1 pseudogene (cut by a window edge) is annotated in these 589 nt (G+C 61.5%); it reads left to right on the top strand.

The features are described 5' to 3' along the window. Positions 1-589: pseudogene (locus GTN70_04155) on the top strand (nucleotide sugar dehydrogenase); it begins 228 nt to the left of the window's first position.

The following is a 589-nucleotide window of genomic DNA, read 5'->3' as shown; positions in this document are numbered from 1 at the left end:
CGATCATACTCTGCGTTCCCACGCCCCTTGGAAGACACCGGGAGCCCGACCTGTCCTACGTAATCGACACGACCCTGAAGATCCGGGAGCATTTGAGAAAAGGCCATGTGGTGATACTGGAGAGCACCACCTATCCGGGAACGACAGACGAGGAGATGCTGCCCCTCCTTCTCGAGACGGGGCTGACCGTGGGCCGTGACTTCTTCCTGGGGTACAGCCCGGAGAGGGAAGACCCGGGCAACCGGGAATACACAGCCCGCACCATTCCCAAGGTCGTCGCGGGAATCACCGAACGGTGCCTGACCGTGGTCGACCACCTCTACCGCCAGGTGGTGGTCTCCACCGTGCCCGTCTCCTCCACGCGGGTCGCAGAAGGCTCGAAGCTCCTCGAGAACATATACCGGGCGGTGAACATAGCCCTCGTAAACGAGATGAAGGTCATCTTCGACAGGATGGGCGTGGACATCTGGGAGGTTATCGGCGCCGCGAGCACGAAACCCTTCGGCTTTCAGCCATTCTACCCGGGCCCCGGCCTCGGGGGGCACTGCATTCCCATAGACCCTTTCTACCTGACCTGGAAGGCCAAGGA

The organism is Deltaproteobacteria bacterium (genome assembly GCA_011773515.1).
In the GTDB taxonomy this organism is placed as follows: Bacteria; Desulfobacterota; Deferrimicrobia; order J040; family J040; genus WVXK01.
The sequence above is the reverse complement of the archived record's forward strand: the minus strand, read 5'-3'. Positions and strand labels throughout refer to the sequence as shown.